We start from the raw sequence: 22,384 nt of genomic DNA, 5'->3' as shown, positions 1-22,384 counted from the left end.
GCGGCCCGTCGCCCTTCACCGGCGTCAGCCGATCTCCACCCGGATCGAGTGGTAGCCGCTCGCACCGTCCGGTAGGGGGTCGGCGTGCTTCGCCGTCTGCGTCCGGCCGGTGCCGTCGGTCGCGCGGACGGTGAGGCGGTGTCCTCCGGAGGTCGCCTGCCACGGGTAGGACCACTGGCGCCAGGTGTCGCGGGTGTCCTTGGCCGCGAGGGTCGCCTGCTCCCACGGCCCGTCGTCGACGCGGACCTCAACCTTCTCGATCCCGCGGTGCTGCGCCCAGGCCACGCCCGCGACCATGACCGTGCCGGCCTTGCGGCTCACGGAGGGCTTGGGGGTGTCGATGCGGGACTCCGTCTTGACGGGCGCCTGCTGGGCCCAGTCCCGCTTCACCCAGTACGCGTCGTAGTCGGCGAAGGTGGTGAGCTCGATGTCCTCGATCCACTTGCAGGCCGACACGTAGCCGTACAGGCCGGGGACGAGCATGCGCACGGGAAAGCCGTGCGCGAACGGCAGGGGCTGACCGTTCATCCCCAGCGCCAGCATCGAGTCGCGCCCGTCCATGATGTCCTCGACGGGGCTGCCGATCGTCATGCCGTCGACGGAGCGCGCGACCAGCTGGTCCGCGGGGCCGCCCTTCGACGGGGGCCTGACGCCGCTCTCGGCGAGCACGTCCGCGAGACGTACGCCGATCCAGCGGGCGTTGCCGATCAGCGGGCCGCCGACCTCGTTCGACACGCAGGTGAGGGTGAGGGCGCGTTCGATGAGCGGCCTTCGCAGCAGGTCGTCGAAGGTCAGGGTGACGGGGCGGGTGACGCCCTTGCCGTGGATCCGCAGCCGCCATTTCATGGCGTCCACCATCGGCACCACCAGAGCGGTGTCGACCCGGTAGAAGTCCTTGTTCGACGTGGTGAACGCGCCGATGCCGGGGATCGCCAACTGGGCGTTCGCCGGGGTGGGTTTACCCGGAGACGCCGGAGCGGGCAGTCTGACGCCGTTGCGTGAGGACACGGCGTTCACGTCCTGCGTGCCGCGCGAGGACCGGGCCAGCAGCCCGGCTCCGGTCGAGACGGCGGCGGCGGCCGTCGCGAGCGTGATGAACCCGCGCCGGTCCCATCCGGGGTCGGTGCTGCGCTCGGGTGGCTCCTCGGTCGGTGTGGAGCGCGCGCGTCCGCTCAGCGCGTACAGGAGCCAGGCACCCACCAGCGCGCCGACCACCGACGGCACGGCGTCGGCGATGCCCGTCGAGTCGGGGCGCGTGGTGGCCGCCAGCGCGCCGATCACGCCGAACAGCAGGACGCCGGCCGAGCCGACGCGGCGGTGGCGGACCGCGACGAGGCCCAGAACCACCGCGAGAAGGGCCAGCACGGCGACGATGCCGAGCTGCAGAACGAGCTTGTCGTTCGTTGCGAAGTTCCGGATCGCCCACTCCTTGAGGGCGGTCGGTGTGCGGTCGACGGCCGCGCCCCCGACGGCCACCACGGGGCTCGCCTGGGGACGGACGACGGCCGCCGCCAGCTCGGCGGCGGCCAGGGCCGCGTATCCGGCCAGCAGTCCGCTCAGCGCTCCGAGGCCATCGCGCCGTCGCGCACCGCGCCGCCCCCGGGAATTCCGGTCCTCGCCCGCTCCAGAAATGGGGAAACCTTCCTCGCGGCATGCCGCCGCACCCTCGAGCTTCGTCAGCCCGACCATGCTGAAGGCGATCCCGCACGCATTCAAGCGGACATGCGCGAGCGTACAGGCGCAAAAGCCGCGGGAGCGCGTCAGGCCGCGTTGCCCCTGAGTCCCCTCCCCTGCCGGTGCCTGCCGACGATGTCCGCGTACCGGTGGCCGCTGCCCTTGATGGTGCGGCGCTGCGTCTTGTAGTCGACGTGGACGAGACCGAAGCGCTTGTCGTAGCCGTAGGCCCACTCGAAGTTGTCGAGGAGGGACCAGGCGTAGTACCCGGCGAGCGGTGCTCCCTTGCGGGCGGCGGAGGCGCAGGCAGCGAGGTGGTCTTCCAGGTACTCGATGCGCCCGGGGTCGTCGACGGATCCGTCGGGCCGTACGACGTCGGGGAAGGCGGAGCCGTTCTCGGTGACGTAGAGCTTGCGGGCGCCGTACTCGTGGGTGAGGCGCAGGAGCAGGGTCTCGATGCCGCTCGCGTCGATCTCCCAGTCCATGCCGGTGCGCGGGACGCCGAGGCGGCGCACCTCGCGGGCGTACGGGGCGGGGCCCGTGGGGTCGTCGGCGACGACGGCCGGCATGTAGTAGTTCAGGCCGAGCCAGTCGAGCGGGGCGGCGATCGTCTCCAAGTCCCCTGCCTGCTCGGGCAGTTCGACGCCGTAGACGTCGCGCATGTCGGCGGGGAAGCCGCGGCCGTGGACGGGGTCGAGCCACCAGCGGTTGGTGTGGCCGTCCATGCGGTGGGCCGCCGCGAGGTCCTCGGGCCGGTCGGTGGCCGCCTGGACGGTGGAGAGGTTGTTGACGATGCCGATGCGCGCGTCGGGTGCCGCGGCGCGGATCGCCCGGGTGGCGAGGCCGTGGCCGAGCAGCAGGTGGTACGAGGCGCGGACGGCGGCGGTCAGGTCGGTGAGACCGGGGGCCATGCGGCCTTCGAGGTGGCCGATCCAGGCCGAGCACAGGGGTTCGTTGAGGGTGGCCCACTGGGTGACGCGGTCGCCGAGGCGTTCGGCGACGACGGTGGCGTAGTCGGCGAAGTGGTGCGCCGTGTCCCGTTCGGGCCAGCCGCCGCGGTCCTGGAGGGTCTGCGGGAGGTCCCAGTGGTAGAGGGTGACGGACGGCTCGATGCCGGCTTCGAGCAGGCCGTCGATCAACTGGTCGTAGAAGTCGAGGCCCTTGGCGTTGACCGGGCCGTCGCCGCCGGGCACGATCCGCGGCCAGGCGAGCGAGAGCCGGTAGGCGTTGGTGCCGAGCTGCTTCATCAGCGCGATGTCATCGCGCCAGCGGTGGTAGTGGTCGCAGGCGACGTCCCCGTGGTCGTCGCCTGCCACCTTGCCCGGGGTGTGCGAGAACGTGTCCCAGATGGAGGGGGCACGGCCGTCCTCGGCGACGGCTCCCTCGATCTGGTAGGCGGAGGTGGCCGTGCCCCAGGCGAAGTCCTTCGGGAGAGCGGCGAAGTCGATGGGCTTGGACACTGACGTCCTTTCGGGCGAGGGGTCGGCGGCACGGTCCGGTGTACTGCTCACTTCACGGCCCCGGCGGTCAGGCCGGCGACGAGGTAGCGCTGGAGCAGCAGGAATCCGGCGACCACGGGGATGCTCACGACGAGTGAGGCGGCCATGATCTGGTTCCAGTACACGTCGTTCTGGGTGGAGTAGTTCTGGAGGCCGACGGCCAGGGTGCGGGTGGCGTCGGTCGTCAGGACGGACGCGAAGAGGACTTCTCCCCAGGCGGTCATGAAGGCGTACACGGCGACCGCGACGATGCCGGGGATCGCGGCGGGGACGACGACACGGAACAGTGCCTTGAGGGGTCCGCAGCCGTCCACCATCGCGGCCTCGTCGAGGTCCTTGGGGACGGACTCGAAGTACCCGATGAGCATCCAGATCGAGAAGGGCAGGGAGAACGTGAGGTAGGTGAGGATCAGTCCGCCGCGTGAGCCGAACAGGGCGATCCCGGTGGACTGGCCGATGTTGACGTAGATGAGGAACAGCGGCAGCAGGAAGAGGATGCCGGGGAACATCTGGGTCGACAGGACCGTCACGGTGAAGACGCGCTTGCCGCGGAACTGGTAGCGGCTGACCGCGTACGCGGCGAAGACGGCGATCACGACGGAGCAGACCGTCGCGGCGCCGGCCACGATCAGCGAGTTCCAGAAGTACTTCGCCAGCGGGACGGTCTTCCAGATGTCGAAGTAGGGCTGGATGGTGAGCCCGCTGGGCATCCAGTGGAACTTGCCCGACACGTCCTCCAGCGGCTTGAGCGAGCTGGAGATCATGACGTAGACGGGCAGCAGGACGAAGCCCGTGAGCAGGATCAGGAAGATCCGGCGGGACCAGATGAAGGAGCGCGGGGACGCCATCGGCGAGCGCGGAGCGCCGCGGGGGACGGTGGGGCTAGCCACGGGAGACCTTCCTCCCTCGTGAGGTGAGCACCAGGTAGATCCCCGTCACCAGGAGCAGGAACAGGAGCAGGAGTACGGACATGGCCGCGCCGGTGCCGAAGTTCCAGGTGGCGAAGGACGACTGGTAGATGTGCACGGAGATGAGATCGGCCGCCTCGGGCGCCGCCCGCCCGAACAGCACGAACGGTGTGTTGAAGTCGTTGAACGTCCACAGGAACAGGACGAGTACGAGCACCTGGTTGACCGGGCGCAGCGAGGGAATGGTGATGCGCCGGATCTGCTGCCAGATGCCGGCGCCGTCCATGGCGGCGGCCTCGTAGAGCTCCTTGGGGATGTTCTGGAGCCCGGCCATCACGATCAGGAAGGCGAACGGCCAGCCCTTCCACACCGAGACGGTCAGCAGCGCGAAGAAGCTGTTGTCGCCGATGAGCCAGAAGGGATGCCCGTCGGCGAGTCCGAGCTGGTCGTGGAGTACGTGGTTGACCAGGCCGTTGTCCCTTTGGAACATGAACGCCCAGGTGATCACTGCCGCGTAGACGGGCAGCGCGTACGGCACCAGGAACAGGGTCCGCAGGAAGCCGCGGCCGGTGAACGTCTCCTGCATGAAGACGGCCGCCGCCGTGCCGAGGAGCCAGCACAGGCCGACCGACATGAGCGTGAAGACGCAGGTGATCCAGAACGAGTGGAGCAGGGCCTTGCCGACGGGTTCGTTGAAGTCGACGGCCACGTCGAAGTTGTGGAGGCCGGCCCAGGGAGCTTCCCCCCAGTCCCGCAGGTAGAGCTGGGTCAGCTCCTTGAACGCCATGAAGAACCCGATGGCGATCGGCAGCAGGTGGACGAGGATCTCGAGCAGCAGCGCGGGGAGCAGCAGCAGGTACGGCAGTCCCAGGCGGCGGATGCGCCCGGGGCGGCGCGGCTTGCGCGTCGCCCCGGGGGTGTCCTCACGCACCGCCGGATCCCCCTTCGGGGAGTTCACGATGGTGGTCATGGGCACATCGCTCACTGACTGTCCATCTGCTGCTGCGCCTTGGTCAGCTCGGCCTTGACGTCAGCCGTGGAGGGCCGCTTGCCGCTCGCCGACTGGGCGAAGAGGTTCTTGACGGCGGTACCGACCGAGGTCTCGAACTGGGACTCGTTGGACACCTGGGGCAGCGCGGTGGCGCTGGTCGCGAGGGTCTCGCGCAGCACCTTGAGCTCCGGCCGGTCGAAGGCCGGGTCGCTCTGGGCGGCCTTGACCGGCGGGATGGAGCCGTAGGTCTTGCAGAGCAGCTTCTGCTCGGCGTCGCTGGTCATGAACTTCACGAACTTCAGCGATCCGTCGATGTTCTTGGTGTTCTTGAAGACGGCGAGGTTGATGCCCGCCACCATCGAGTTCGTGGCCTTGCCCGCGCCGGGCGCACCCGACTGGACCGGCACCGGGGCGACGCCCCACTCGTCGTCCTGCATGCCCTGCGACTTGAACGTGGTGGCGGCGGCCTGCCACAGGACCATGGCGGTCTTGCCCTTGGAGAAGTCGCTGAGGGACTGGTTCTTCGCGTACTCGGCGTTGCCGGGCGCGATGATCTTGTTCGTGGCCATCATGTCGACGTACTGCTTGACGGCCGCGACCGCGGCGTCGTTGGTGAAGTCGGCCTTGCCGTCCGCGGTGAAGAAGTCGCCGCCGTGCTGCTTGGCGAGAACGAACACCTGGTGGATGTTGTTGGACAGGTTGGAGCCCTCGGCGCCGAGTCCCCACTTGCCGCCCTTGGATATCTTCGCGCCGTCCGCGGTGAGTTCGTCCCAGGTCTTCGGCGCTTCGGTGATGCCGGCTTCCTTGAACATCGCCTTGTTGTAGTAGAGCGCGTAGGCCATCGAGTAGAGCGGTACGGCGGCCGGGTCCTTGCCCTGCGCGCCCGTCGAGCCGAGCGCCGACTCGACGAAGCGGTCCTTGCCGCCGACCTTGTCGAAGTTCTTCTGGTCCCACGGGAGGAGGGCGCCGGTCGCCTGGAGCGAGGACGACCAGGTGTTGCCGATGTTGAGGACGTCGGGGCCCTCACCCGAGGTGGTCGCCGTGAGGATGCGGGTGAGCAGGTCCGACCAGGGGACGACCTCCAGCTTGACCTTGATGCCGGTCTGCTTCTCGAACTTGTCGAGTTCGGGCTGGAGGATCTTCTTGTCGGCCTCGACGTTCGGCCCCTGGTTGGACGCCCAGTAGGTCAGGGTCTTGGGCGACTCGTTCGATCCCTCACTGGATGAACCCCCGCCGCAGGCGGTCGCCGCGGCCAGCAGGGAGACGACGACCGCGCTACTGGCGAGTGCTCGAATTCTTTGCATGGCTCCAGGTGTCCCTTCCTCAGGAGCGTCCAAGCCGGGGCGCGGGTCTGCAGGCCGAAGCGCTCGGCGTTCAGTTCCTGAAGTCACCCACGACTTAATTTAGGCTGTGAGTTAAACCGCGCGGAAAGGTCGCGTCAAGGGTTTCTGCAGGGGTACCTTGCGTCTGTCGCAGGTCAGGGAGGAGCCCAGATGGATCGGCGGAGCAGACGCACGGTGAGTGACCTGCGCAGAGCCAACCGCGCGGTGATACTGCAACAGTTGTATTTCGACGGCCCGACGAGCCGCCAGGCACTCGGCCCTCTCACGGGTCTGAGTTCAGGATCCGTCAGCAACGTCGTGGGCGAACTCGCCGCCGACGGGCTTGTGGAAGAGGCCGGCAGCCTGGACTCCGACGGCGGCCGGCCGCGCATCCTGCTCCGCGTCAGCCCGCGCAGCGGCAACCTGATCGGCATCGACGTCGGCGAGACCCGCGTCCGCGTGGAGGTCTTCGACGTGACCCTCACCGAACTCGCCCGCGCCGACATCCCGTTGACGGGCGACGGGTACGACGTCGCCGTCATCGTGGAACACATCCGCAGCGGCATCGAGCGGGTACTCGCCGAGGCCGGCGTGCCGGCGGACGACCTTCTCGGGATCGGGATAGGCGTTCCCGGCGTCGTCGAGCGGGTGCCCGAGTCCGGGGCCGTGGTCCACTGCCAGACCATCGGCTGGGACGCGGTCCCCCTGGAGGCCCTGCTGCGAGCGTCCTCCCAGCTCCCGTCCGCAGTGCCGTACTTCATCGACAACGGCGCGAAGACGCTCGGGCAGGCGGAGATGTGGTTCGGCGCCGGACGCGGGGCGCGCAGCGCCGCGATCGTCCTCTTCGGCACCGGGGTCGGCGCCTGCCTCTTCGCGGACGGCAAGGGGCGGGCCCTGGAGTGGGGCCACCTGACGGTCCAGGCCGGCGGGCGGACGTGCCGCTGCGGGGCGCCGGGCTGCCTGGAGGCGTACGCGGGGGCCGAGTCCGTACTGGAGCGGTGGCGCGAGGCGGGTGGACAGCCGCCCCGGCACGTCGACGAGGAGACCCAGCTGACGGCGCTGCTCGCCGCCGCGTGCCCGACGGACGGGTCGGATCCCGACCCGGTGGCCTACGAGGTGATGGCGAAGACGGCCGAATACCTGGGCGCCGGGCTGTCCGACCTGATCAACCTCTTCCAGCCGGAGCGCATCCTGATCGGCGGCTGGGCAGGGCTCCAGTTCGGCTCCCGTTTCCTCGACGACGTCCGGAAGCACACCACGAAGTACGCCCTGTCCTACCCGGCCGGAAAGGCCACCATCGCGCTGGGCAAGCTGGGCCCCGACGCGGTCACGGTCGGTGCGGCGACCCTTCCCCTGGAGGACTTCTTCGCCCGCGGCGGCCGCCGCGACACCCCGGCCCAGGAACCGACACCGCCCGCCTGGCGCACGGCGCTTGAGGGCCGCGTGCTCGGGTGACCCGCGCCCGGCTCCGTCACGTGGCGGCCGACCGGTGCGCGAGGTCTTCCAGCAGCGCCACCGCCTCTTGCGCCCGCCCGTGCGGGACGAACAGGTGGTCGTGGTGGAACCCCGCCACGACGTTGCAGCTCAGGCCCGCGGTGGCGAGCTCCTGGGCGACGGCCGCGGTCAGACCCACGGCCTCCAGCGCCGAGTGGACGCGCAGGGTGATCCACCCCGCCACGTAGTCGTGGGCGAGACCCGCCGCGTCGGCCTCCTCCAGCGGGACCACCAGCGTCAGGGCCTCCCGCTCGGCGACGGTCACCACGGGCGTGACGCCGGGCTGGATCGCACCGTCGACGGTGGTGAAGACGTAGCGCCCGGGATTCAGCTCCGGCCGCATGCCGCTCAGCAGTGCCCGCAGGTCTCTCTCGCCACTCATGATCACCAGAGTAGGCGGCGCGCACGATCGCGCACGCCGCACGGCCGCGGACGCCCGCATCCCTAGCATCTTCTCGCCTGCTGATGCGGCTCACCTTCGCCGCCGACACCGGGTGGCCCGCCGCGTAGCTCTCCGAACGGGAGGCGTACACAGGTCAATGACGCGGGAGGCCCAGGGCCGGCCCCACCGCGGCGAAGTCAGCCCGCCGGTGGGTCCGGCAGGGGCCGGTTGGGCGCCATGGCCCAGCGCACCAACGAAGTGACGCCGCGGCCGAGCGGACGGACGGCCACGGTGTCGACCAACGGAAGTCGCGGCAGACGCAGTTCCGCCGCCGCCCAACTGGGCAGCAGGGATACGGCGTTCGCGGCGAGAACCCCGTACGGAAGCCGGGCGACCAGCGGCACCGGTGGGTCGAGGAGGAGGAAGCGGGCGGCGCCGCGCGCTTCCGGTGTCGCACGCAGCTCACGCCGGTACGCCGTGAACCGCTCGGCGAGCTCCTTCCGGTTCGTGGGCGGGTCCAGGACCCCCAGCGCGGTGGCCACGCGCGCCGCGTCGGCGACGTACCCGTCGTACTCGTCGCCCGTCAGCGGGTGGGCACCGTACCGCTGATGAGCGCGCAGGAAGCTGTCGACCTCCGCGATGTGGACCCAGCCGAGCAGATGCGGGTCCCCCGCGTGGTAGGCCGCGCCGTCAGCGGTCACCCCGCGCACCCGGGCGTGGACAGCCCGCACCCGGTCGCAGGCCTCTTGGGCACCTTCGGCGGGGCCGTATGTCGTCATCGCCAGGAAGGTGCTCGTGCGCTGGAGCCTGCCCCAGGGATCGCCGCGGAAGCCCGAGTGGGCGGACACGGCGGCCATGGCGAGGGGGTGGAGCGACTGGAGCAGCAGGGCCGAGATCCCGCCGATGAACATGGACGCGTCCCCGTGCACCGTGCGGATGGGGCGGTCCGGGCCGAACCAGCGCGGTCCGGGGGTCTGGTGGATACGGACGCGGTTCTTCGGCCCCTCGGGGCCCGCGACACGGGCGAAGAGGTTCTTTCCCAGCCGCTCCCGCACTCCGCGGCCGTCCGGTCCGGTCAGTCTCATGGTGACGTGACGTCCCTTCGGATGCGCGTATCCAGCCTACTTTGTCCGGTTGGGGCAGGCCGGGGGTGTCCGTCCGGGCCACCCGGGGAGACTTCGCGGCGGTGGTGCGGCCAGGATGGGGCCAGGATGCAGCATTCCGGCGGCCAGGAGGAACGACCTTGAGCGCAACGATCCGCACCGTGTCCTATCCCACCGGCGGGGAGCACAAGTCTCTCGACATCCACAACTCACCCCAGGCCGAGGGTCCTTGTGTCCTTCTGTGGCACGGCATCGGGACCGACGAGCGCGACGTGATGGTCCCGCTGGCCCAGGACATCGCCGAACTGGGCCTCACCGTCCTCGTCCCCGACTGGCGTTCGGACACCTCCGACGAGGGCCGCGCGCATCTCACCGATTCGCTGCGGTTCGCCCGCGACTTCGCCGGGGACTCCCGGCAGCTGGTCGTCGCCGGCTGGTCGGCGGGTGCGGGCGCCGCACTGGGGGTGGCCCTGGACCCGGAACTGCTCGACGGCCGGCCACCCGCCGCGGTCGTCGGCATCGCTGGCGGCTACCGGCGCCCGGCGCGCACCACGGGAGCCGTGCCCCTCCAGGCGCTCGGGCGCGCCACGGCACGTGTGCCCGTACGCCTGGTGCACGGCACGGACGACGCCTCCGTCTCCGTCGACTCCTCGCGGGAACTGCGCGAGGCTCTGCGCGCGCACGGCTGGGACTGCGCACTCAGCGAACAGGCCACTGATCACGCCGGGGTGCTCGGCTGCGTGTACGACCCGGCGGCGGACCGCTGCGTTGCCGGTGCCTCCGTGCGCGCCTTCGGCCTGGCGACGGCCCAGGTGGTGGCGGCCGTCGCCCGGTCGGTATAGCCGGGGGATCCGGCGGCCGTCAGGCACCACTCCCCTATGAGGACACCGTCACTGGTCGCGGCGCAGCAGGTCCTCGTACGTCTCGCGGCGGACCACGGCGCGGGCCTCGCCGTCGTGGCAGAAGACGACCGGTGGGCGGCGGGCGCCGTTGTAGTTGTTGGAGATCGAGTAGCAGTACGCGCCGGTGACCGGTACCGCGATCAGGTCGCCGACGGCCGGGGCCCGCAGCGGCACGTCACGGATGAGGGTGTCGCCCGACTCGCAGTGGCGGCCGACCAGGTCGCAGGGTTCGCCGCCGCCGACGCGGGAGGTGACGGTCGCCTCGAAGCGCTGGCCGTACAGCATCGGTTCGAGGTTGTCGCCCATGCCGCCGTCGACGGCGACGAGGGCGCGGGGTCGGCCCCGCTTGACGGTCACGGCGCGGTAGAGGGTGAGCGCCGACTCGGCAACCAGGGAACGGCCGGGCTCGATGATCAGCCGGGCGTTCGCGGGGAGGTGGGCGCGGGCGGCGTCGGTCAGGGTTCGCACGTACTCGTCGACCGTCGGCGCCTGGTCCGCGTACGTGTAGCGGACGCCCAGGCCGCCGCCCAGGTCGTACACGGCGTGCTCACCCAGCTCGCCGAGAGAGGCGATGGCCTCGACGGCGCGGGCGAACGGGGCGGTGTCGAGGAGCTGCGAGCCGACGTGGACGTGCACGCCGTCGAGGCGCAGCCGGTCACTGGCGCGCAGCCGCGCCGCGGCCCGCACGGCGTCGTGCACGGAGAGTCCGAACTTGGAGCCGGCGTGGCCGGTCGCCATCGCCTCGTGGGTGTCGGCCTCGACGTCCGGGATGACACGGATCAGCACGCGCTGCTCGTCCGTGACGATCTTCTCCAGGCGGTCGATGTCGTCGAAGTTGTCGATGACGATCGTGCCGGCTCCGGCGCCGACCGCCATGGCGAGTTCCTCGTCGGTCTTGGCGTTGCCGTGGACGACGAGCCGGGCCGGGTCGGCGCCCGCGGCGAGTGCGGCCACGAGTTCCCCGCCGCCGGCGACGTCCACGCCGAGTCCCTCCTCGACCATCACCCGGACGACGGCAGTGCACGGGAAGGACTTCGAGGCGAAGACGACTTGTCCGTTCGGCCAATGGCGGCTCAGTGCGTCCACGTACTCGCGCGCCCGGGCCCTGAGAGCGCCCTCGTCGACGATGACGGCCGGGGTGCCGAAGCGCTCGGCGAGGTCGTCGAGGCGGCATCCGCCGACGACGATCTCGCCGTCCGGGGCGAGATATGTCCCCTTCGGGAAGAGTCCGGCGATATCTGAGGTGGCGGTCGTGGCGCTCATGGGCGATGGCTCCTGTCCCTGGTCGATGGGCCTATCCTGACGGCTTCCCCCGTCGCCTTCACCGGCGTCCCGCCCCAGGAATCGAGGCCCCCGTTGTCTGATCGGACAATCCCCGACGGCCGGGCCGCGGGTTCCCTGCGCTTCCTGGTCGGCTCCACCGGCCCCCTCCGCGTACTCGCAGCGCCCGGCGGCCTCGACGTCCCCGTGCGCGGCACGGTCATCCACGACCCGGGCGACCCGCTGCCCGCGGCCCCCTCGGCACTGCTGCTGCTCGTCGGCGCGGACGTGGCCGATCCGCGTACGGGCACCGTGCTGCGCCGCGCGGCGGCGGAGGGTTATGCGGGGGTGGTCGTCAAGTGCCGTGGCCAGGAGGCGGATCGGCTGACGGCCGAGGCCGAGCGGTGCTCCCTGGCGGTGCTCGCCGCCGGCGACGCGGTGCCGTGGCGGTACGTGGACGCGGAGATCGGCTGCGCGCTCGCGGCGTACGGAGTGGGTGACCTGTCCCCGTCGGCCCCCGCCGGGACCGAGGAGCTGTTCTCTCTGGCCGACGCGGTGGCCGCCGTCGTGGGCGGCTCGGTCGCGGTCGAGGACCTGGACCAGCATGTCGTCGCCTACTCGAACGTCCCCGGTCAGCGCATCGACAGTCTGCGCGAACGCGGCATCCTGGAGCGGCGGGTTCCTGACGACCCCGGCCAGCGGCAGCAGTACCGCGACGTACTGGCGGCCGACGGCGTGGTCCGGTTCCCCCGGGCCCGCGACGAGCTGGCGCGTGCGGCGGTCGCGGTGCGGGCGGGGACGCTGCCGCTGGGGACGTTGTGGGCGATCGAGCCGGAGGGCGGCCTGTCGGAACAGGCCGCGTCGGCGTTGCGGGACGCGGCGCGGCTGGCGGCCCCGCACCTGCTGCGCGCGCTGAACGCGACGGAGACCGAGCAGCGCATGCGCCGGGACACGCTGCGCGCGCTCCTGGAGGGGTACGGGCCGCCGGCCGACGAGGCCGCGTCGCGGCTCGGGCTCGGCCAGGGGGAGAAGGTGAGCCTGGCCGCGTTCGCCCCGGACGAGGGCAGCGCCCTCATCGCCCACCTGGAGTCGTCCCTGGTCCGGTACTGCGCGGCGCATCTCCCGACGGCGACGGTGACGGCCTCGGCCCGTGCGGTGTACGTGCTGCTGACCTCGCCCTCACCCGCCGCCGCGCGGAGGTTCGCGGACGGCGCGCTGGGAGCCGTACGGGCTGCCCTCGGTACGCCGGTGCGGGCCGTGGTGACGCGGGCGTACCCGGATCTGCTGCGGGCCGGTGCGCTGCGGCGCGAGGCGGACGACATCCTCCGGGCCACCGAAGGCGGCCGGGCGGGCGCGCCCACGGCCACCGCCGAGGACGTCCGCCATGTCGTCCTGCTGAACCGCCTCGCCGACGAGCTGCGTCGGGAGCCGTGGCTGCGGATGCCCGGAGTCGCCGCGCTGCTGGCGCACGACGCGGAGCAGGGCACCGACTACGCCGCGACGGTCACGGCCTGGCTGGACGCGACCGGCGACGTCGCGAGCGCCGCGGCCGGTCTGCGGGTGCATCCCAACACCCTGCGCTACCGGCTGCGGCGCGTACGTGAACTCTTCGGCCTGGACCTCGACGACCGCGAGGTGCGGCTCGCCGCCTGGCTCGAACTCAGGCTCACTAATTTGAATGAAAATCCTCAGTGATCGTAGAGTAGTTTTCATGGGGCTTCTTCGACTCTCAAAGGCCGCTAAGTGTCTTGGAGTTCACCCCGTGAGGCTTCGTCTTTGGGCTGACTCGGGGAAGATTCCTGTGACTTGGGTAGGCCGTGAGCGTAGGTTCTCCTCGATCGACGTCGAGGCGATGAAGGTCTCGACGGGCGGAGAGCGTGTACGCCTGGAGGGCCTGTACGTGCGTGTCTCCGGTTCCAGTGGACATAGCCAGTGAGCCGGAAGGTACCGCTCGCCGACGGTGAGACCTCCCGCACCGCGTGTGCCCGCGCCCTTGTGCGCACAGGCGTGGACGAGAAGACCGGCGAACTGCTGTCCCCGTCCGTGCTGGCCGAACGCATCGGCTGGTGTGCCGACTTGACGGCGGGCCTGGTCTCCACGCTGCTCGGCGAGCACTGGAACGCCACCGATGTTGATGTTCTCGCCTCTGGTGAGGACGCGGGGGGCCGGAAGCTGCCCTCGAACGCGTGGATGGCTTTGCGACGTCTCGGCTGGACCGTCGCTCCGGCCGAGGGCGTGAAGGTCAACGACCGGATCGTGCGCATGGCCCAGGAACAGGCCGGGCGTGTTTTGCGCTCGGCGAAGTGGCGCGCTGACCTGACCGCCGGGGTGATCGCGACCTGGCCGGACGACCCGGAAAAGCGCACTCCAGCAGAGTGGGACGCCGTACGCGACGCCGTGCCAGGCGGCCGGCACTTGCCTTCCAGCATCATCAAGGGCCGTACCCGGCAGATCACCAAGTACAGGCAGGCCAACGGTCGCCTACCAGTTGATGTGTTCGAGGCCGAAGGCGCGCCCGGGGCGGCGCGGATGCTTCTGCTGTCGGCGTGCGATGGGCAGCAGGCCGTCGTCTCACGCGGCGAGAGCGATCCGCAGCGGGCTTTGCTGCGGATGCAGTTGCCCACCCGACCCGATCCGCAGGCGTATGCGGACTGGACGTGGGTGGAGTGCACCATCTCGCTGCCCCCGACTGTTCCCGCCTCGGCGGTGTTGCACCTTCCCACCCTGCGCATCGCGGGCGGGAAGGTGCGTGCTGATGCGGCCTACACCCACGCCGTGCCCAAGGCTCGGCGCACCGGGCACACGGTCGCGCTCGGCGTGGACTGGGGCCTGAACACCCTCCTGTCCGCTGGTGCGGCCCGTGTCCACGACGATGGGCGTATCACCGCCCTCGGGCATGGCGCCCAGTTCCGGACCGCCGGAGTGCTGGCCAAGCAGCACCGGCTGCGCCGTCTGTCCGAGCACCTGCACACCAAGGCCGACCACTACCAGCGGCTCATCGGCGAGAGTGAACAGCACCCGCTGGCCGACAGGCACCAGGCGCTGCGCGACGAGATCCGCTTCGTGTCCGCACGCCGCTCGAACCTGAACGACGCCCTGGCGTGGGCTGCCGCACGGTGGACCGTCGACCAGGCCATCGCCGCCGGGGCGAGCGTGATCTACGTTGAAGACCTGCGCTCGATGGAAGCCAAGGGCATGGGCCGCACCATGAACACGCGCCTCTCCCAAGCCGTCCGCGGGCAGATCACCGACCACATGCGACACCTTGCCGCGGAGGCCGGCATCGCCGTGGTCACCGTCCCAGCCCGCAACACCTCCAAACACTGCCCGCGGTGCCTCACCCCACTCAGGCACCGCAAAGCCCCCGACCGGCCCACCGCTGCGGGCTGGAAGTGGGCCATCTGCCCCAACCAGTCCTGTGGCTGGCAAGGAGACCGCGACCAGGGCGCCTGGCGCCGCATCGCAGCACGCGGCCTGGCCCACCAGTCCAAGACCGTCATCGACAAATCCAGCAAAACCATGGTGATCCGCACGGTAGTCGACAAGCTCGAAACCAAAGCAGTGGTCACCCCGACCACCCAGACCAGCCGGAAAGACCGGTCGAAGACCGGACCCACCCGGCGCCACACCTCACGCCCCGCGCCCAGGCGACGCAGGGCACCCTCCCCTGCAGCCCGCCCGTGCGGTCCTGCCGGCAAGCGTCCGGAGGGACACGCACCAACGGACCGGACCCGGCTGCCCCGAGCAGCCCACCGGCACCAGGACGTGACGACGACCAGCACACCCACCACTGGCCACCGGCCAAGAGGGGCAGCACTGGGCGCGGGATTCCATCTCCACGCCCATGCCACCCCACCACGATGGGAAGCGATCCCGGAAACTCAATCCGACTCAGGATCGCTTAGCTGATCAGAGACGCTTGCGCAGCGGTAGTCGAGACGTCGGCCTCCGCGTGCCCGGGTGCGGCGGCCCGCTCGCGCAGGGCGGAGTGGCGACGGCCGAACACCAGGTAGAGCGCCGCCGCGAGCACCAGCCACCCACCGAAGAGCGCCCACGTGATGCCCGGCAGCAGCCACGCGAGGTAGAGGCAGGACGCCGCGGACACGATCGGCACGACGGGATACAGGGGCACCCTGTAGGGCCGCGGCGCGTCGGGGGCGATGCGGCGCAGGACGACCACGGCCGCCGCCACGGCCACGAACGCGACGAGGGTTCCCATGCTGGTCAGGTCGGCGAGGTACTGGAGCGGCACGAACGCGGCCAGCGCTCCGACGCCGGCGCCCACGATCCATGTGTTGCCGACCGGCGTGTGCCGCTTGCGGTCGACACGGCGGAAGATCTCGGGGACGAGCCCGTCGCGGGCCATCGAGAAGAGGATGCGCGTCTGCCCGTACAGGGTCACCAGCACCACGCTGAAGATCGACACCACGGCACCGGCCGACAGGAGCACGACGGGCCAGCCCGCGCCCGTCACGTCGCGCAGGATCTCGGCGAGGACCGCCTCGCCCGCGTCGGCCTGCGCACCGAACCGGCCGGCGGGCTGCGCGCCGACCGCCGCGAGGGACACCAGGATGTACAGCACCGTGACCGCGCCGAGTGTCAGGAGCAGGGCGAGCGGGATGGTGCGCCGCGGATTGCGGACCTCCTCGCTCGCGGTGGCCACGGTGTCGAAGCCGACGTAGGAGAAGAAGACGGCGGAGGCGGCAACCCCGATGCCGGACGCTCCGTGCGGCGCGAAGTCGGCGAAGTGGCCGGCCCGGAACGCGGTGAACGCCACGGCGACGAACAGCACGAGGACGCTCAGCTTGACGCACACCATCACGGCGTTGAGGCGTGCGGACTCGCGCGTGCCGCGGGCCAGCAGCAGGGAGCAGAGCAGCACCACGACGAGCGCCGGGATGTTCACCACTCCCCCGGCCCCGGGCGGCTGGCTGATCGCGTCGGGCAGCGTGAACCCGAAGAGCGCGTCGGTGAGTTCGTTGAGGTACTGCCCCCAGCTCACGGCCACGGTGGACACCGCGACGCCGTACTCGAGGATGAGACACCAGGCGACCAGATACGCAGCTCCCTCACCGAGCGAGGCGTAGGTGTACGAGTACGTACTGCCCGCCACCGGGATCGCGCCGGCCAGCTCGACGTAACAGAGCGCCGCGAGTCCCGCGACCACCGCCGCGACGACGAAGGAGAGCACCACGCCCGGTCCCGCCTTGGGGACCGCGGTGCCGAGCACGAAGAAGATGCCGGTGCCCACGACGGAGCTGATCCCGAGCAGGGTCAGCTGCGTCAGCCCCATACTGCGCCGCAGACCGCCCGGCTCCGAGGCCTCGCTCTCCGCCTCGCCGATCATGCTCTCCAGCGGCTTACGGCGGCACAGTTGGCGGGCCGTCACGCGCATGCGTCCTCCTGGATGTCCCACGCCCCGCGGTGGATCGCGAGGCGCTGCGGGGGATGCTGCGGCACCCGGACCACGCGCTCAACGTCGGATCGGTACAAGAGCGGCAGGACCCTTTGGCCAATGCGACAGGTGCGCGCACTTTGCGCTGTATCGCCCGAATCACCGATGGCGGCGCAGGCGAATGCGCAGGTGAAGACGCCTTCTCCGATAGGCAGTTGATGTCCGCCTTTGTGCGGTGATTACGGCGTTCGGGTGCTCTGCCGGACAGGACGCAACCAACCGGTGGCCCGGCGGCCTCCTGATCGACACAGACCGACACAGTCCGACCGTCGTGAGGAAGTGCCATGAACTCTGCTGCCACCGTCCTGCCGACCCCCGACCTGGACGCGGGCGCCGACTTCCTGCTCCCGCTGCCCGACCCGGCGCAGCGCCTGGACCTCGCTCCGCCGGCCCACCCGTGCCTGACCTCCCGTGACCGGCACCGCCTCAGCCTGAACGCCACGCTCACCACCGCCGGGATCCCGCCCCACCCCGATGACATGGAGGCCATCGACGCGCTCAGCGGCCTCGACGGCACCGTCGCGCTCGCCGTCCAGAGGTGGCTCATGTCCCGCCCCGCCGCCCTGCTCGGGTGACGTGAGGTACCGGCCCTGCCCCCGCCGCGGACGCGTCACAGCGGCTGGTCCGTCCGCACCTGCATCGGCCGCAGCCCGACGGCCTCGTAGAACGGCCGTGCCGCGGCGTTGAACTCCCGTACGCCCGCGACCAGGCGCCGGCATCCGGCTCGGCGTCCCACGTCACGGACGGCGTCCACCAACGCCGCACCGACCCCGCTCCGAACTCCGGCGGGGTCCACGGCCAGATGCTCCATGGAGACCACCGCGGCGGGCAGGGTGAGCACGGATGCCTCCCGTCTCTCGACGCGGCACAACGTCCAGCCCGCCACTTCGCCGTCGTCCGACTCGGCGACCAGGAGGGTCGCGGCCTCGTCCCTCAACCAGCCCCGGAATCGCTCCGCCGCCCCTGCCCCGACGGCTCGGCGACGAACTGGTCCGGCCGGTGTCGCGCGTGCAGCCGCAGAACCATGCCGCTCGGGCGGATCACAGCGTCGATGTCACCGGGGGAAGCCTCACGGATCGTCGTCACCACTCCATGGTCGTGAGAACCTCCCACGGCCACCAGCCGAATTCCGGCCCGGCCGGCTCGGGGCACGTCGCGACGCCCCCGCGCCGGCTGAGCGGGGGCGTCGCGACGTCGACGTATCAACGCCTCAGGCTCGACTCGGCGACGCGGGCGGCGATGGCGTTCACCTCGTTCTGCGGCAGCCCCGCCTCGCACACGATGGTCACCACGCGACCGTCGTCCAGCGTGGCCCGCCGCACCCCGACACCCAACGGCACGGACGGTTCCCGCCGCGTCTCCACTTCAAGTTCCTGCTCGGGCATGCGCGCTCCAACCCTCGACGAGAGGCCACGGTAAGCACAGCCGCGAACGCGGATCACGCCAGCCACACAGGCGCATCACACAAACGAGCCCTCACGTTCCACGCAGACGGAGCACCCCGCCCACCGGCCGTCAGGACGCCCGGCGCACCCCCGCGAAGACGGTGGTGGCCGAGAGCACGAACGCGTCGGGGCGCCGAAGGATGCCCTCCGGTGCCGTGTCGTCGAGCAGGACGTCGAGCGTCTTGCGGTCGTCGGCGTCCAGGGACTCGCTCATCACATCGCGCAGCCGGGTCAGTTGGTTGTGCAGAAACGTGCGGGCCGTCTCACCCAGGGGCGCCCGCAGGTCGAGCAGGTACGTGAAGCCGCCGACGTCCGTGAGTCCTGCCTCGCCGAGCATCGCGGGCCAGTCCTCGACCGTGCTGGTGCTGCCCGGCAGCTCGGAGCGCATCCGCTCGAACCAGTACTCCTGCAGAGCGTCGAGCCGCGCCTGGAAACCCGGCTTGCCGATACCGATGTCGCGGGGGAGGCAGCGCATCGGCAGCCCGCCCTCGGCGACCGCGAGCATGCCGCCGGGCCGCAGCGCGGCGGTGAGCGCGTCCAGCACCCCCTGCTGATCGCCGATGTGGTGCACGGCCTTGCTGCTCCAGATCAGATCGGCCTGGCCGAGACCGCCGCCGGCGTGCCCGTCGCCGCCGTCCAGGTCGCCGGGCAGCTCCGCGTGCCGGATCGACACCCTGTCGCCGACTCCGAGCCGCCCGGCTCGGGCCAGAGCGCGGTCCAGGAGTGCGGGCGCGCCGTCCACCGCGACGACTTCGGCGTCCGGGAAGGCCTCGGCGAGGGCACAGGTCATCACGCCGGGGCCGCTGCCGATGTCGAGGATGCGGAGGACCTCCTTGTCCGGGCCGAGCAGTTCAGCGAGCCGGGCCGCCGTCTGCCGCAGGACCGGGAGGTGCAGATCGCCGTTGTTCTCCAGCGTGTCGGACATGGCCTCCCAGTCGATCTCGGTGCTGTCGGAACCGTGGTCATGCCCGTGGCGGTGGCCATGCCCGTTCTCGTGTCCGTGGCTCTGCGCGGGATTGCTGTGTGTGCTCATGGCCAGGAGCGTGCACCCGTCGCTCGTGAACGGCAATCTGTGTTGCCATTTCCGGGACAGCCGGGTGAGATGCCCACATGGACGATGTGGATGACGTGGAGGACACGGACCGCATGGACGGCATGGCCGACAAGGACGACGCGGAGGAACCGGCTCCCTATCAAGCCGTCCTCGACGAGGTGGCCCCGCGGCTGAGACGGCTGCGCGACCGGCGCGGGCTCACCCTGGCGGCGCTCTCGGAGGTCACCGGCATCTCCAAGAGCACGCTTTCCCGTCTCGAGTCCGGACAGCGCCGCCCGAGCCTCGAACTGCTGCTGCCGCTGGCCGGTGCGTACGGGGTGCCCCTGGACGAGCTGGTCGGCGCTCCCGAGGTGGGGGATCCCCGGGTCCGGCTGACGCCACGCCCGATGCCGAGCGGCGGCACGTTCGTCCCCCTGACGCGGTCGCCCGGCCCTCTTCAGGCGTACAAGATGGTCATCGCCGACCGCGGCTGCGAGCCGGATCTCCGTACGCACGAGGGCTACGAGTGGCTGTATGTGCTGGACGGCCGGCTGCGGCTCGTGCTCGCCGAGCACGATCTGGTCCTCGGCCCGGGCGAGGCCGCCGAGTTCGACACCCGGGTCCCCCACTGGTTCAGCAGCGCGGACGGCCGGCCCGTCGAACTCCTCAGCCTGTTCGGGCGGCAGGGGGAACGGATGCACGTCCGCGCCAAGCCCCACCGGTGAGCCGCCTCCCCCAGGAGTGCCCGGCGCCGGGCACGGCTAAGGTTCCGATGTGTCGTCGTACAGCATTGGCCAGGCCGCGCGCCTGCTCGGGGTGAGTGGGGAGACCGTGCGCCGGTGGGCCGACAGCGGCCGGCTGACCATGGGACGGGACGGGACGGGGAACCGTGTGATCGACGGTGTCGGTCTCGCGCGGTTCGCCAAGAGCCGGGCCGCGGAAGCCGATCGGGGCGTGGCAGAGGCGCCGCGCACGTCGGTGCGCAACTCGTTCACCGGGATCGTGACGGCGCTGAAGGCCGACGACGTCGTGGCGCAGGTGGAGATCCAGGCCGGGCCGCACCGGATGGTGTCGATGGTGACGCGCGAGGCCGTCGAGGAGTTGGGCCTGGCCGTCGGGGTCACCGTCACCGCTCGCGTGAAGTCGACGAGTGTGCACATCGACCGTTCCTAGCCGGGGTCTCGCGGCTCAGCAGCGCGGCCCAGAGGTCGGCGCGGTCGTAGAGCCGGGAGAGGTCACGGCCGGTGAAGTGCTCGATGCGCTGGATCCGGTAGTGGACGGTGTTGACGTGCAGGTGCAGCACCTCCGCCGTACGCGCCCATGAGCCGTCGCAGGCGAGGAAGGTCTCCAGGGTCTGCAGCAGCGCGGACGCGGACGCGTTGGTCTCGTCGAGCAAGGGGCCCAGCACGGTGCGGCTGAACGCGGCGCGCACCTCGACGGGTACGCCGGTGAGCAGTGTTTCCAGGCCGGTGAGCGAGGCCGCGTCGGTGAGCCGCGAGGCGCCGGGCGTGGTGGTGCGGGCCGAGGTCAGGGCGTAACGGGCCTCGGACAGCGCGCCGTTGAGGTCCCCGGGCGCGGCGGCCGGGGAGGCGACGCCCGCGTGCAGCGGGTCGGACGGCTCGCCGGCCGCGAGCAACGGCCATACGTCGGCCAGCGCTTCGCTCACGGCGTCCGCCCCTGCGATGACGGCGAACGCGGTGCCGTCAGGGAGCCGGCCCGCGGCGGCGCCGGTGTGGGGGACATGAGCGGCCGCCTCGGTCAGCGCGCCCTGCGCCGAGACCTCACGCCCGGAGCCGACTTCGGCGACGACCACGCGGTACGGGCCCTCGTCGGGGATTCCGCAGGCGCGCAGCGCGGATTCGAGGACGGCCTTGTCGGTGTCGGGCGCGGTGAGCAGCGTGCCGAGTGCGCGCACCGCGCGGTCCTCGTCGGCCCGGCGGCAGGCACGGATCTCCTGGCAGCGGCCGAGGACCTCCGCGATCTCGTGCAGCATGCGCGGTGGGGCGTCGTCGGCGTCGGGCAGGTGCAGATGCCAGCGCTCGTAGGGCGAGACCGTCTCGGCGTCGGCCTGGACGGGCACGGTGACGGACGCCCGGCCGAACGCCGGGCCGGCTTTGATTCCCGAGGAGTTGTGGCTGTTTCTCTGTGCGGGGGCCGTGCCTGTCGCGATCAGGGCGGCGGCGTCCCTCGTCGGGAGATCTGCCGAGGCGGCGGTGGCGGCCACGGTGCGTCCCGTGGGTGTGAGGACGTAGGCGACCGGCCGGTCGAGGTGGGCGAACGCGGCGTCGACGATCGCGGCCGGGTCCGCCTCCTTTGCCAGGAGCCGGCTCAGCGTGGTGCGCACGTTCTCGGGCAGGGCGCGGTGGCGGCTGAGTTCGCCCCACTGCTGGAGGTACACCGTGTCCGTGATGGCGCGGAACATGATGTGCGCCGGGACCGCCGCGACGGGGAGTCCGTGGCGGCGGCACGCTTCGACGAGGTCGTCCGGGACGGCGCCGTGCGTCTCCTCCCCCGCGAGGAGCACGGCCGCGCCGGCGGTACGCAGCGCGGAGACGAACCGGTCCGCCTTGGCCCGCCCGCTCCGCTGCGTCCACCACACCAGGCCGCTGAGCACGACCTCGGCCGGCCGCACGAAGCGGGCCGGGTCCTCGAGGTCGGTGACGGTCACGCCGCTGATCTCCTGCCGCAGGTGCGGTTCGTCGGCCCAGAGCAGGCGCAGGCCGAGTGACTCGTCCCTCAGGAGATGTTCGATGTGCATGTGCTCTGACTCCCTGTGTACCCGGGGACGCAGGAAAGCGGCACCCCGTTTCTCACATTCACCAGGCGAGTGCGAGTCATCGCATCGTAAATGCCAGAGTGCGGGAGCGAAATGACCCTCGTTTGAACATCCAAGGAACCGCCCCTGGGAGGTGGAGA

20 protein-coding genes and 1 pseudogene are annotated in these 22,384 nt (G+C 71.1%); 8 read left to right on the top strand and 13 right to left on the bottom strand.

Annotation, left to right across the window (positions count from 1 at the left end; all coding sequences use genetic code 11):
• Nucleotides 1-24 precede the first annotated feature (24 nt).
• The 5 genes from OHO83_RS41200 to OHO83_RS41180 form a co-directional block, all read right to left on the bottom strand.
• The gene (locus OHO83_RS41200; protein ID WP_330280628.1) at nt 25-1,689 is read right to left on the bottom strand and encodes a sulfite oxidase; all 1,665 of its coding nucleotides are present in this window, start codon (nt 1,687-1,689) and stop codon (nt 25-27) included.
• A gap of 71 nt (nt 1,690-1,760) precedes the next feature.
• Entirely contained in the window at nt 1,761-3,134 is a 1,374-nt protein-coding gene (locus OHO83_RS41195) for a GH1 family beta-glucosidase (protein ID WP_266666488.1), read from the bottom strand.
• A 47-nt stretch (nt 3,135-3,181) separates the two neighbouring features.
• The gene (locus OHO83_RS41190) at nt 3,182-4,021 is read right to left on the bottom strand and encodes a carbohydrate ABC transporter permease (RefSeq protein WP_330280835.1); all 840 of its coding nucleotides are present in this window, start codon (nt 4,019-4,021) and stop codon (nt 3,182-3,184) included.
• 34 nt (nt 4,022-4,055) lie between these two features.
• Nucleotides 4,056-5,051 carry a carbohydrate ABC transporter permease gene (locus OHO83_RS41185; RefSeq protein ID WP_266666490.1) on the bottom strand — a complete coding sequence of 332 codons (996 nt, stop codon included), beginning with the start codon at nt 5,049-5,051 and terminating at the stop codon, nt 4,056-4,058.
• A gap of 11 nt (nt 5,052-5,062) precedes the next feature.
• Nucleotides 5,063-6,376, bottom strand: a complete 1,314-nt coding sequence (locus OHO83_RS41180; RefSeq protein ID WP_266666492.1) for an ABC transporter substrate-binding protein — start codon at nt 6,374-6,376, stop codon at nt 5,063-5,065.
• A 189-nt stretch (nt 6,377-6,565) separates the two neighbouring features.
• Between OHO83_RS41180 and OHO83_RS41175 the strand changes: the two genes are divergently transcribed.
• Nucleotides 6,566-7,849: an ROK family transcriptional regulator gene (locus OHO83_RS41175; RefSeq protein ID WP_266666494.1), complete on the top strand. Its 1,284-nt coding sequence runs from the start codon at nt 6,566-6,568 to the stop codon at nt 7,847-7,849.
• 16 nt (nt 7,850-7,865) lie between these two features.
• Here OHO83_RS41175 and OHO83_RS41170 read toward each other — a convergent pair whose 3' ends face one another.
• Both OHO83_RS41170 and OHO83_RS41165 read right to left on the bottom strand, forming a co-directional pair.
• The gene (locus tag OHO83_RS41170) at nt 7,866-8,270 is read right to left on the bottom strand and encodes an ACT domain-containing protein (RefSeq protein ID WP_330280627.1); all 405 of its coding nucleotides are present in this window, start codon (nt 8,268-8,270) and stop codon (nt 7,866-7,868) included.
• Nucleotides 8,271-8,467: 197 nt separating this feature from the next.
• Nucleotides 8,468-9,355 (bottom strand): oxygenase MpaB family protein, encoded by an 888-nt coding sequence (locus tag OHO83_RS41165; protein ID WP_266666498.1) that lies wholly within the window; start codon nt 9,353-9,355, stop codon nt 8,468-8,470.
• 158 nt (nt 9,356-9,513) lie between these two features.
• Between OHO83_RS41165 and OHO83_RS41160 the strand changes: the two genes are divergently transcribed.
• Nucleotides 9,514-10,215 carry an alpha/beta hydrolase gene (locus OHO83_RS41160; RefSeq protein WP_266666499.1) on the top strand — a complete coding sequence of 234 codons (702 nt, stop codon included), beginning with the start codon at nt 9,514-9,516 and terminating at the stop codon, nt 10,213-10,215.
• A 48-nt stretch (nt 10,216-10,263) separates the two neighbouring features.
• On the opposite strand, the gene lysA is transcribed toward OHO83_RS41160, so the two are convergent.
• Nucleotides 10,264-11,538 carry a diaminopimelate decarboxylase gene (lysA, locus tag OHO83_RS41155; RefSeq protein WP_266666501.1) on the bottom strand — a complete coding sequence of 425 codons (1,275 nt, stop codon included), beginning with the start codon at nt 11,536-11,538 and terminating at the stop codon, nt 10,264-10,266.
• Nucleotides 11,539-11,631: 93 nt separating this feature from the next.
• On the opposite strand from lysA, the gene OHO83_RS41150 reads away from it, so the two are divergent.
• The 3 genes from OHO83_RS41150 to OHO83_RS41145 all read left to right on the top strand — a co-directional run bounded on the left by OHO83_RS41150 (nt 11,632) and on the right by OHO83_RS41145 (nt 15,444).
• On the top strand, nt 11,632-13,230 hold the full coding sequence (locus OHO83_RS41150; protein ID WP_266666503.1) for a PucR family transcriptional regulator: 1,599 nt from the start codon (nt 11,632-11,634) through the stop codon (nt 13,228-13,230).
• Nucleotides 13,214-13,471 carry a helix-turn-helix domain-containing protein gene (locus OHO83_RS47130; protein WP_389562398.1) on the top strand — a complete coding sequence of 86 codons (258 nt, stop codon included), beginning with the start codon at nt 13,214-13,216 and terminating at the stop codon, nt 13,469-13,471. Before OHO83_RS41150 ends, OHO83_RS47130 begins: the two co-directional genes overlap by 17 nt.
• 71 nt (nt 13,472-13,542) lie before the next feature.
• Nucleotides 13,543-15,444, top strand: coding sequence for a zinc ribbon domain-containing protein (locus OHO83_RS41145; RefSeq protein ID WP_266666505.1), 1,902 nt, complete (start codon nt 13,543-13,545; stop codon nt 15,442-15,444).
• Here OHO83_RS41145 and OHO83_RS41140 read toward each other — a convergent pair.
• A complete protein-coding gene (locus OHO83_RS41140; protein WP_266666507.1) occupies nt 15,437-16,930 on the bottom strand; it encodes an APC family permease in 1,494 nt (497 codons plus the stop codon). The two genes, OHO83_RS41145 and OHO83_RS41140, sit on opposite strands and share 8 nt — an antisense overlap.
• A gap of 344 nt (nt 16,931-17,274) precedes the next feature.
• On the opposite strand from OHO83_RS41140, the gene OHO83_RS41135 reads away from it, so the two are divergent.
• Nucleotides 17,275-17,565, top strand: a complete 291-nt coding sequence (locus OHO83_RS41135) for a hypothetical protein (protein WP_266666509.1) — start codon at nt 17,275-17,277, stop codon at nt 17,563-17,565.
• A gap of 35 nt (nt 17,566-17,600) precedes the next feature.
• On the opposite strand, the pseudogene OHO83_RS41130 reads toward OHO83_RS41135, so the two are convergent.
• The 3 genes and pseudogenes from OHO83_RS41130 to OHO83_RS41120 form a co-directional block, all read right to left on the bottom strand.
• Nucleotides 17,601-17,936: pseudogene (locus tag OHO83_RS41130) on the bottom strand (GNAT family N-acetyltransferase); the annotation flags it as partial.
• Between the two features lie 256 nt (nt 17,937-18,192).
• Nucleotides 18,193-18,375, bottom strand: coding sequence for a hypothetical protein (locus OHO83_RS41125; protein WP_133305482.1), 183 nt, complete (start codon nt 18,373-18,375; stop codon nt 18,193-18,195).
• A gap of 130 nt (nt 18,376-18,505) precedes the next feature.
• Nucleotides 18,506-19,468, bottom strand: a complete 963-nt coding sequence (locus tag OHO83_RS41120) for a class I SAM-dependent methyltransferase (RefSeq protein WP_266666511.1) — start codon at nt 19,466-19,468, stop codon at nt 18,506-18,508.
• A gap of 122 nt (nt 19,469-19,590) precedes the next feature.
• Between OHO83_RS41120 and OHO83_RS41115 the strand changes: the two genes are divergently transcribed.
• Both OHO83_RS41115 and OHO83_RS41110 read left to right on the top strand, forming a co-directional pair.
• Nucleotides 19,591-20,193 carry a helix-turn-helix domain-containing protein gene (locus tag OHO83_RS41115; protein ID WP_266676082.1) on the top strand — a complete coding sequence of 201 codons (603 nt, stop codon included), beginning with the start codon at nt 19,591-19,593 and terminating at the stop codon, nt 20,191-20,193.
• 49 nt (nt 20,194-20,242) lie between these two features.
• The gene (locus tag OHO83_RS41110) at nt 20,243-20,641 is read left to right on the top strand and encodes a TOBE domain-containing protein (protein WP_266666513.1); all 399 of its coding nucleotides are present in this window, start codon (nt 20,243-20,245) and stop codon (nt 20,639-20,641) included.
• Here OHO83_RS41110 and OHO83_RS41105 read toward each other — a convergent pair.
• The gene (locus OHO83_RS41105) at nt 20,595-22,226 is read right to left on the bottom strand and encodes a PucR family transcriptional regulator (protein ID WP_266666515.1); all 1,632 of its coding nucleotides are present in this window, start codon (nt 22,224-22,226) and stop codon (nt 20,595-20,597) included. The two genes, OHO83_RS41110 and OHO83_RS41105, sit on opposite strands and share 47 nt — an antisense overlap.
• Between the last annotated feature and the right edge of the window lie 158 nt (nt 22,227-22,384).

The organism is Streptomyces sp. NBC_00569, assembly GCF_036345255.1.
Lineage (GTDB): Bacteria > Actinomycetota > Actinomycetes > Streptomycetales > Streptomycetaceae > Streptomyces.
This window is presented reverse-complemented; position numbering and strand designations above follow the sequence as displayed.

What these genes read in the sequence shown, in the direction of transcription:
- OHO83_RS41200 (WP_330280628.1), bottom strand. Translation starts at nt 1,689, where the DNA reads ATGGTCGGGCTGACGAAGCTCGAGGGTGCGGCGGCATGCCGCGAGGAA.
- OHO83_RS41190 (WP_330280835.1), bottom strand. Translation starts at nt 4,021, where the DNA reads ATGGCGTCCCCGCGCTCCTTCATCTGGTCCCGCCGGATCTTCCTGATC.
- OHO83_RS41185 (WP_266666490.1), bottom strand. Translation starts at nt 5,051, where the DNA reads ATGACCACCATCGTGAACTCCCCGAAGGGGGATCCGGCGGTGCGTGAG.
- OHO83_RS41180 (WP_266666492.1), bottom strand. Translation starts at nt 6,376, where the DNA reads ATGCAAAGAATTCGAGCACTCGCCAGTAGCGCGGTCGTCGTCTCCCTG.
- OHO83_RS41175 (WP_266666494.1), top strand. Translation starts at nt 6,566, where the DNA reads ATGGATCGGCGGAGCAGACGCACGGTGAGTGACCTGCGCAGAGCCAAC.
- OHO83_RS41170 (WP_330280627.1), bottom strand. Translation starts at nt 8,270, where the DNA reads ATGAGTGGCGAGAGAGACCTGCGGGCACTGCTGAGCGGCATGCGGCCG.
- OHO83_RS41165 (WP_266666498.1), bottom strand. Translation starts at nt 9,355, where the DNA reads ATGAGACTGACCGGACCGGACGGCCGCGGAGTGCGGGAGCGGCTGGGA.
- lysA (WP_266666501.1), bottom strand. Translation starts at nt 11,538, where the DNA reads ATGAGCGCCACGACCGCCACCTCAGATATCGCCGGACTCTTCCCGAAG.
- OHO83_RS47130 (WP_389562398.1), top strand. Translation starts at nt 13,214, where the DNA reads ATGAAAATCCTCAGTGATCGTAGAGTAGTTTTCATGGGGCTTCTTCGA.
- OHO83_RS41140 (WP_266666507.1), bottom strand. Translation starts at nt 16,930, where the DNA reads ATGCGCGTGACGGCCCGCCAACTGTGCCGCCGTAAGCCGCTGGAGAGC.
- OHO83_RS41135 (WP_266666509.1), top strand. Translation starts at nt 17,275, where the DNA reads ATGAACTCTGCTGCCACCGTCCTGCCGACCCCCGACCTGGACGCGGGC.
- OHO83_RS41125 (WP_133305482.1), bottom strand. Translation starts at nt 18,375, where the DNA reads ATGCCCGAGCAGGAACTTGAAGTGGAGACGCGGCGGGAACCGTCCGTG.
- OHO83_RS41120 (WP_266666511.1), bottom strand. Translation starts at nt 19,468, where the DNA reads ATGAGCACACACAGCAATCCCGCGCAGAGCCACGGACACGAGAACGGG.
- OHO83_RS41115 (WP_266676082.1), top strand. Translation starts at nt 19,591, where the DNA reads ATGGCCGACAAGGACGACGCGGAGGAACCGGCTCCCTATCAAGCCGTC.
- OHO83_RS41105 (WP_266666515.1), bottom strand. Translation starts at nt 22,226, where the DNA reads ATGCACATCGAACATCTCCTGAGGGACGAGTCACTCGGCCTGCGCCTG.